Genomic DNA, 7,849 nt, shown 5'->3' with positions numbered 1-7,849 from the left:
GGGCAGTGAGAGGCAGTGCCATGACCACCCCCCAGCACGGCGAGGACTTCCTGCACGATCTGCGGCTGCGCAGCGCGGCCGAGGGCGGTGTCTTCTGGCTGGACGACGAACAGCTCGCCGTCTTCGAGCCGGCCGCGGCCCGCAGGGTGAGCAGTGCGAACTGGGACGGCCTCCTCATGACCGACCGCCTCGTCGACATGATCCGGCGCCGTCACAGCACGCCGATGCGGTGGTCCCGCGTACGCGCCGCCTGGCTCACCCAGCTGCACCTGCTCACGACCGCCGAGCACAACGCCGCCCTGCTGGCCCGCATGCGGCAGATCATGGACGCCCGGCTCAGCGACGACGTCGACCTCGTCCGGCTCTCCCAGGACGTCGCCGTACAGTCCCTCCTGCCGGTCGCCCTGTCCGGCCTCACCGCCCGCGAGTCGGCGCGGATCACGGAGGACCTCAACCAGAAGCTGCTGCGTCTGATCGACCGTCACCCGGGGCGCGGCCTGCGCCGTCGCACACACTTCGCCGCAGTGCAGATCCGGGCGGGCCTCGTCGTCCGGCGCGTGCTGCGCGAACGCGCCAGTGGCCGCCGCCCCCGCGAACTGGACCTCGCCGACCCGGTCGTCGACCTGCTCCCCGAGCTCGGCATGGACCGCGCGCTCGACGTCGTCACTTCCGTACTCACCGCGATCGGCGGACCGCCGGGCTCCGCCGTCGCGAGCGTGCTGTACGAGTTCGCCCGCCATCCGCGGTGGGAAGAGCGGCTCACCCGCGAGCTGGGCGCCGTCGACCCGGCCGGGTTCTTCGCCGCACCGGCCAGGGCGGCGCCCGTCACCCACCGGTTCGTCAAGGAAGTGCTGCGCATGTGGAGCCCGCCGCTCCTTCTCGTACGGGGCGCCCGGGTCTCCTTCGACCTCGGCACCACCAGGCTGGAGAAGGGGCAGCGGTACCTGGTCAGCCCACACCTGATCCACCGCGATCAGCGCCACTGGCAGCAGCCCGACACCTTCGACCCCGACCGCTTCCTGCCCGGGGCGCCGCACGGACCGGCCGACAGGTCGTGTTACGTACCGTTCGGCTGGGCCCCGAAGAGGTGCATCGGCGCCGACATCGCCACCACTCAGCTGATGGGCCTGTGCTACCTGCTCTGCACGCGCTACCGCCTCAGCGTCCCGAACGCCGGCACCCTCACCATGGCCTGCCGTTTCGCGCCCGTCCCGCAGCACTTCGACGGCCGGCTCACCCTGCGGTGAAATCCGGTGGCCCCGGGCCGAAGGCACCCATAGCATCCGCTCATGACCGAGCACACGCAGGGCGCGGACGACGAGCACGACGTCGAGGCTCACGACACAGAGGCTCGACGGGAACTTTCCTGGCGGGCCAAGTCCGTCGGGCTGGCGGCCGTCGACACGGATGACGCCGAGCTGCTGCACGCCTGGCGGTCCGACCCCGTCACCGCCTACGAGATCGGCATCTGGCCGCGCGCCCTCACCGCGCTGCGCGAACGCATCGAGCGCGACATCGACGACGACGACCGGGACGACTTCCTCGTCCTGCTCCCCGACGGCACCCCTGTCGGCCACATCGCACTCACCGGCCAGAACATCGTCAACGGCACCGCGCAGGTCGAGCTGATGATGGCTCCTCAGCATCGCGGGCAGGGCCACGGCACCAGCGCCCTCGACGCGCTGGTGGACCTGGCGTTCGGTGAACTCCCCATGTACCGCCTCACGGCGGAGACCCACTCCGAGAACGCCGCCGCACTCGCCGTCCTCGCCAGATCCGGCTTCGTACGCGAAGGCACCAGCCGCGCCGCCTGCCTCCATCGCGGCCGACGCCACGACCTCGCCGTGCTCTCGCTGCTGCGGCCCGAGTGGGAGGAGCTGAACCGCCCTCGCGCCTGGGACGCCTGAGGCGGCAGGCCCTTCCCCCTTCTACCGGCTACCGGAAGCCGGGGACGTGCAGGTGCAGATCGCTGATCGGTGCGACGCGCAGGTGCCAGAGCAGCAGGAAGGCGTTGAGGACGAGGGCGGCCGTCAGGGCCGAGGCGAGGTACGGGCCCGGGCGACCGTGGGCGCGGCGGGTCACCGGCAGGGCCAGGGCCGCGCCCAGGACTGCCGCGACGGCTCCGTGGGGCCGGACGTTGTCGGTCCACGTGATGTCCAGCGCCGCCTCCACCGCCGGGTCGCTGATGCACAGGGCCACGAGGGCCAGCAGGACCGACAGGACGAGCCGCAGGACGCGCCACGGGGGGATGCCCGGTCCCGGCCTGCGCTGTGGAACGTACGCGGGCACGGGGGGCGGGGTCGCCGTACGGGTCGGGACGGCGTGGAGCGGGACGGCCTGGGGTGCGGCGGCGTGGGGCGGGACGGCCTGGGGTGCGGCAGCGTGGGGCGGTGCGGCGTGGAGGTGGATGGCCTGGGGTGCGGCGGCGTGGGGCGGGACGGCCTGGGGTGCGGCGGTGTAGGACGGCGTGCCGTCCAGGGTGGTCGGTGTTCGGGCGGGGGCCGCCTGCGGTGGCGCGAAGTCCAGCAACTGCCCGGCATGGCGGCCCAGTTGGGCCAGCACCTCGACCGGTAGCCAGGTCGCCTGCCCGTCCGCCGCCGTCCGCTCGGCGATCTGCCGCGGGGTGGGCCGCCTGGCCGGGTCCTTGTCGAGGCATGCACGGACGAGGGGGAGCAGCCCTTCGGGGACGCCTTCCAGATCCGGTTCCTCCTGGGCGATCCTGAAGATCTGGGCGTGCAGCCCGGAGTCCGCCGCACCGAAGGGCGGACGTCCGGTGGTGGCGTGGGCGAGCACCGCTCCCAGGCAGAACACGTCGGACGCCGCGGTGAGTTCGAGGCCGCGCACCTGCTCGGGCGACATGAAGCCGGGCGAGCCGATCAGCATCCCGGTGCGCGTCCGCAGGCTGTCCCCGGAGATGCTGTCCAGTGCTCGCGCGATGCCGAAGTCGATGACCCGTGGTCCGTCCACGGTCACCAGGACGTTGGACGGCTTGAGGTCGCGGTGGACGAGCCCCGCCGCGTGGATGTCCCCGAGTGCCTGCGCCAGACCGTGCGCGAGGACGCGTACGGAAGGCTCAGGCAGCGGCCCGAAGTCCTCCGCCACCACGGTGTGCAGGTCGGGGCCGGGTACGTACTGCGTGGCGACCCAGGGCACCGGAGCGTCGGTGTCGGCGTCGAGTACGGCCGCCGTCCAGACCCCGCCCACCCGGCGGGCCGCGGCCACTTCGCGGGCGAAGCGCCTGCGGAACTCCGGGTGCCCGGCGTACTCGGCCTGCACCACCTTGACCGCGACCGTACGTCCGGCCTCCGACCTGGCCAGATACACGCGGCCCATGCCGCCCGCGCCGAGGCGGGCGACGAGGCGGTAGGGGCCTATGTGCGTCGGGTCTTGCGCGATCAACTGGTCCACAGGAGGAAGGTAGCCGAACCGGTCGCCCTGAGGGGTGACTGCGGCGGTCCCGCGAGGAGTTGCCCGCGGGACCGCGCCGCCTCACGCGCCGCCTGCTCCGTCTCCGCCGTCCTCGCTCAGCCCCGCCGCCGCCGGGTCCAGCAGGCGGGCGAGGAAGGAGCGGGTACGGGCGTGGCTCGGGGAGCCGATCACCTGGTCGGGGGTGCCCTCCTCGACGATGACTCCGCCGTCCATGAAGACCACCCGGTCCGCCACCTCCCGGGCGAAGCTCATCTCGTGCGTGACGACGAGCATCGTCATTCCCTCGTCGGCGAGGACGCGCATCACCGCCAGCACGTCCCCGACGAGCTCCGGGTCGAGCGCCGAGGTCGGCTCGTCGAAGAGCATCAGCTGCGGGTCCATCGCCAACGCCCGTGCGATGGCGACGCGTTGCTGCTGCCCGCCGGAGAGCTGCGCCGGGTAGGCGGACTCCTTGTCGGTGAGCCCGACCCGGGCCAGCCGCTCCCGCGCGACGCGGGCCGCCTCCGTCTTGTCCCGTCCCAGCACGCGCCGTTGCGGCAGCGTGAGGTTCTGGAGGGCGGTCAGGTGCGGGAAGAGGTTGAACGACTGGAAGACCATGCCGATCCCTCGGCGCACCTTGTCGATGTCCACGTCCGGGTCGGTGACTTCGTCACCTGCCACCAGGACCGTGCCGGAGGTGGGCTCCTCCAGCAGGTTCACACAGCGCAGCAGTGTCGACTTCCCGGAGCCCGAGGGGCCGATGACGCACACCACTTCGCCCCTCGCGACGGTGAAGTCGATGCCCGACAGCACCTCCAGCGGGCCGAACGACTTGTGCAGCGCACGTACTTCGATCGCGGGCGCGGCCCTCGCGGCGTCCAACGCCGCCGTGCTCCCAGAGTCCTTCACCTTGACTCACCTCGCCCTTGACGTACGTGCTTCGAGCCGCCGGACGAGATGGCCCAGCGGCAGGGTGATCACCAGGTAGCAGAGTCCTGCGATCAGGATCGGGGTCAGACTGCGGTTCTGGTTGAGCGCGTCCCTGCCGAACTTGGCCAGCTCGTACTGGGACAGCGACAGGCCCAGCAGATAGACCAGCGAGGAGTCCTTGGTCAGCAGGATCAACTCGTTGGTGAGTGGCGGCAGTACGATGCGGAACGCCTGCGGGATGACGATGGAGACCATCGCCCTGCCCTGCGACATGCCGAGCGAACGCGCCGCCTCGGTCTGCCCCTTGGGCACGGCCAGGATGCCGGCCCGTATCGTCTCCGCCATGTAAGCGGCGCCCACCAGACCGAGCGCCAGCATGACCGTCACGTACTGGTTGAGCGCCACCTGGAAGGCCAGCGGGACACCGAAGCCGAGGGCGATGAAGACCAGCAGCGCGGGCACGCCGCGGAAGAACTCGATGTACGCGACGGCCAGCCAGCGGTACGGCGGAACCTTCGAGAGCCGCATCAGCGCGAGCAGCAGCCCCAGGGACAGGCCGAAGCCGAAGCCGAGGAGGGTGTAGATGAGGGTGTTCACCAGCGCGGTGGTGATGATGTCGGGGAACTGTGCCTTGGCGACCTCGACGTCGAAGAAGGCGCGCTGGATCTCGCCCCAGTCGGCGGCCAGGGCCACCACGAGCACCACGGCGATCAGTACGGCGTACTGAACTCCCCTTACTGCGCGGGTCCGTTGTCGTCGGGACATTGACATCGGGGGGAGTTCCTCACTTCTTCGGAGCGGCGGGGAACCACTTCTTGTAGAGGGCGTCGTACCGGCCGTCGGCCCGTGCGGCCTTGATCACCTTGTCGATCTCGTTGCGCAGGGCGGTGTTGCCTGTCCGGACGCCGATGCCGTACTTCTCGCCCGTCTCGAACTCGGCGGTGACCGCGGTGTCCGCGTTCTTGCGGGCGTACTCGAAGAGGACCCCGTTGTCGTTGACGGCGGCGTCGACCTGCCCGGTCTTCACGGCGGTGAGCATCAGTGCCACGTCCTCGAACTGCACCGTCTCGACACCCGGGCTGTTCTTCTTCGCGTACGTCTCGCCGGTGGTGCCCTGCTGGACCCCCAGCTTCTTGCCCTTCAGGCTCGCGAGCGACGTGTAGGGGGAGCCCTTCTTGGCGATCAGGGCCTGGGTGGCGTCGAAGTAGGGTGCGGAGAAGTCGAGGTTCGCCTCGCGCACCGGCGTGATGGTCATCCCCGCCGCCGCCAGGTCGCACTTTCCGGCGTTGAGGTCCTCGCCCGTCTGGATGCCTTCGAAGGGCGTGTCGACGATCTCCTGGGTGACCTTGAGTTCCTTGGCGACCAGATCGACGATGTCGACGTCGAAGCCGACGACCTTGTTGCCCTGGCGGGACTGGAAGGGTTCGTACGGCAGGTGGGTGCAGGCGGTGAGTTTGCCCGCCTTCACGAGTTCGATCTTCGATCCGCCGGACCCGGAGGTCTTCGTACTCGTACAGCCGGTGGTGACGACGACGAGGGCGGCAACGGTGGCGATGAGGGGCAGCGCGGTGCGAGCGGACAAGACGCCTCCAGCGAGAGGTTCGGCTGCGGCCCGGTGTGGGCGGGGGGCTCACGGGACCGTGGTGCACGTGAGTTGCGCAGATCTTGCCATCGCAGGTGCCGGATGTCTCGTGATCGGCACAGGTCGTACGGAGGTTGCGCACAGGACGCGGGAGCACGCACGGAGGGCGGAGCCGATCTTCGGACCGGCCCCGCTGCTCCTCTCCGCAGAGCCGGGCCCGCTCCGCTGCTGCTCCTATCCGCAGAGCGTCTCGTCGAAGAAGTCGCCGATGTGGGCCAGGACCTGGTCCCGGTCCGAGCCGGGCAGGCCCATCGCCACATGGGTGCTGAACCCGTCGAGCAGTGCCCTGATCCGGGTCGCGATGCGCTCCGCGTCCACGGCCCGCAGCTCACCGCGCGACGCGCCCTCGACGAGCAGCGCCACCAGGTCGCGGTGCCAGGACAGTTCGATGTCGAGCAACCGGCCGCGGGCCGCGTCGTCGATGGCCCGTACCCGGTTCCACAGCTCAAGCCAGAGCGTCCAGTGCGGGTCGCCCGGCGCCTGCGGCACGTACAACCGCACGAAGGCGTCGAGCCGTTGGCGCACCGGGACCTGCTGGGCCAGCGCGGAGCGCCTTTCCACCCCGAGCTGTTCCTCGCTCCACTCCAGGGTGCGCAGCAGCAGCTCGTCCTTGGAGCGGAAGTAGTAGAGGAGGTGGCCGCTGCTCATGCCGACCTCCCGCCCGAGACCGGCCATGGTCAGCTTCTCCAGGCCGGAGTCGGCGATGGCGGCCATGGCGGCGGCGAGCACGGTCTCGCGCGGCGGGGCGGTCTTGCGGCGGCGGGGGGCGGGGGCTTCCTTCACCCGTACGTTCTACCCGATCGGCTTCGGAGCGCGGGCGGGCTGCTGCTGGGTGATGCAGTGGATACCGCCCCCGCCCGCGAAAATCGTGCGGGCGTCGACGAGGACCACCTCCCGGTCGGGGAAGAGCCGGCGGAAGAGGGCGGCGGCCTCCTCGTCGCGGGGGTCGTCGAAGGCGCACAGGACGACGCCGCCGTTGCAGAGGTAGTGGTTGATGTAGGAGTGGTCGAGCCAGTGGCCCTCCTCGTCCTTGAGGCCCGCGGGGGCGGGAACCTCGATCACCTCCAGCGGGCGGCCCTGGGCGTCCGTCTCCGTGCGCAGCATCGCGGCGATGCCCTTGCACAGTTCGTGGTCGGGGTGGGCCGGGTCGGGCTGGGAGTGGACGAGGACCACACCGGGTGCGGCGAAGGCGGCGACGATGTCGACGTGGCCGAGGGTGCCGTAGCCGTGCGGAGGGTAGTCGCCGGTCAGGCCGCGCGGCAGCCAGATGGCCTTGGTGGTGCCGAGCTTGGCGTGGATCTCGGCCTCGACCTGGTCCCTGGTCCAGCCGGGGTTGCGCTCGGGGCCGAGCTGGACGGTCTCGGTGAGCAGGACGGTGCCCTCGCCGTCGACCTGGAGGCCGCCGCCCTCGTTGACGAGCCGGGAGCTGTGGACGGGTACGGACGCGAGGTCCGCGAGGTGCGCGGCGATCTTCGCGTCGTGCTCCCAGGAGGCCCACTCCTGGGCGCCCCAGCCGTTGAACACCCAGTCCACGGCGGCCGGTTCACCCGTTTCGTCGGTGACGAAGGTGGGGCCGATGTCCCGCATCCAGGCGTCGTCGAGTACGTGCTCGACGAGGTCGATGCCGGGGCCGAGGAGGGCGGCGGCGCTGTCGGCCTGGCCGGGGGCCACGACCATGGTGACGGGTTCGAAGCGGCGTACCGCGCGGGCCACGGCGGCCCAGGCCTCGCGGGACTCGGCCAGTTCGTCCGGGTCGGAGAAGGTGGTGTTGGGGCCCGGCCAGGCCATCCAGGTGCGCTCGTGCGGGTCCCACTCGGCGGGCATACGGAACATGGTGATCCTTACGAAGGGGTGCAGCGGGGTCGGAGG

General features: G+C 71.0%; 8 protein-coding genes. 2 read left to right on the top strand and 6 right to left on the bottom strand.

Annotation, left to right across the window (positions count from 1 at the left end; all coding sequences use genetic code 11):
• On the top strand, positions 1 to 1,247 hold a 1,247-nt coding region (locus ACWGIG_RS01560), incomplete at its 5' end, for a cytochrome P450 (protein ID WP_453319440.1).
• A gap of 42 nt (positions 1,248 to 1,289) precedes the next feature.
• The gene (locus tag ACWGIG_RS01555) at positions 1,290 to 1,907 is read left to right on the top strand and encodes a GNAT family N-acetyltransferase (RefSeq protein WP_453319439.1); all 618 of its coding nucleotides are present in this window, start codon (positions 1,290 to 1,292) and stop codon (positions 1,905 to 1,907) included.
• A 28-nt stretch (positions 1,908 to 1,935) separates the two neighbouring features.
• Here the strand turns inward: ACWGIG_RS01555 and ACWGIG_RS01550 are convergent, their stop codons facing one another.
• From ACWGIG_RS01550 to ACWGIG_RS01525, 6 genes are all read right to left on the bottom strand, one after another.
• A complete protein-coding gene (locus ACWGIG_RS01550) occupies positions 1,936 to 3,408 on the bottom strand; it encodes a protein kinase domain-containing protein (protein WP_453319438.1) in 1,473 nt (490 codons plus the stop codon).
• An 81-nt stretch (positions 3,409 to 3,489) separates the two neighbouring features.
• A complete protein-coding gene (locus tag ACWGIG_RS01545) occupies positions 3,490 to 4,317 on the bottom strand; it encodes an amino acid ABC transporter ATP-binding protein (protein WP_453319437.1) in 828 nt (275 codons plus the stop codon).
• Positions 4,318 to 4,323: 6 nt separating this feature from the next.
• The gene (locus ACWGIG_RS01540) at positions 4,324 to 5,109 is read right to left on the bottom strand and encodes an amino acid ABC transporter permease (RefSeq protein ID WP_453319436.1); all 786 of its coding nucleotides are present in this window, start codon (positions 5,107 to 5,109) and stop codon (positions 4,324 to 4,326) included.
• Between the two features lie 13 nt (positions 5,110 to 5,122).
• Positions 5,123 to 5,920 (bottom strand): ABC transporter substrate-binding protein, encoded by a 798-nt coding sequence (locus ACWGIG_RS01535; protein ID WP_453319435.1) that lies wholly within the window; start codon positions 5,918 to 5,920, stop codon positions 5,123 to 5,125.
• A 234-nt stretch (positions 5,921 to 6,154) separates the two neighbouring features.
• Positions 6,155 to 6,694, bottom strand: coding sequence for a TetR/AcrR family transcriptional regulator (locus tag ACWGIG_RS01530; protein WP_453319445.1), 540 nt, complete (start codon positions 6,692 to 6,694; stop codon positions 6,155 to 6,157).
• A 78-nt stretch (positions 6,695 to 6,772) separates the two neighbouring features.
• Positions 6,773 to 7,813, bottom strand: a complete 1,041-nt coding sequence (locus tag ACWGIG_RS01525) for an agmatine deiminase family protein (RefSeq protein ID WP_453319434.1) — start codon at positions 7,811 to 7,813, stop codon at positions 6,773 to 6,775.
• Positions 7,814 to 7,849: the final 36 nt, after the last annotated feature.

Source organism: Streptomyces sp. NPDC054863, from assembly GCF_053610825.1.
The sequence above is the reverse complement of the archived record's forward strand: the minus strand, read 5'-3'. Positions and strand labels throughout refer to the sequence as shown.

Coding starts and splice junctions, on each gene's coding strand:
- ACWGIG_RS01555 (WP_453319439.1), top strand. CDS start 1,290: ATGACCGAGCACACGCAGGGCGCGGACGACGAGCACGACGTCGAGGCT.
- ACWGIG_RS01540 (WP_453319436.1), bottom strand. CDS start 5,109: ATGTCAATGTCCCGACGACAACGGACCCGCGCAGTAAGGGGAGTTCAG.
- ACWGIG_RS01525 (WP_453319434.1), bottom strand. CDS start 7,813: ATGTTCCGTATGCCCGCCGAGTGGGACCCGCACGAGCGCACCTGGATG.
- ACWGIG_RS01530 (WP_453319445.1), bottom strand. CDS start 6,694: ATGGCCGCCATCGCCGACTCCGGCCTGGAGAAGCTGACCATGGCCGGT.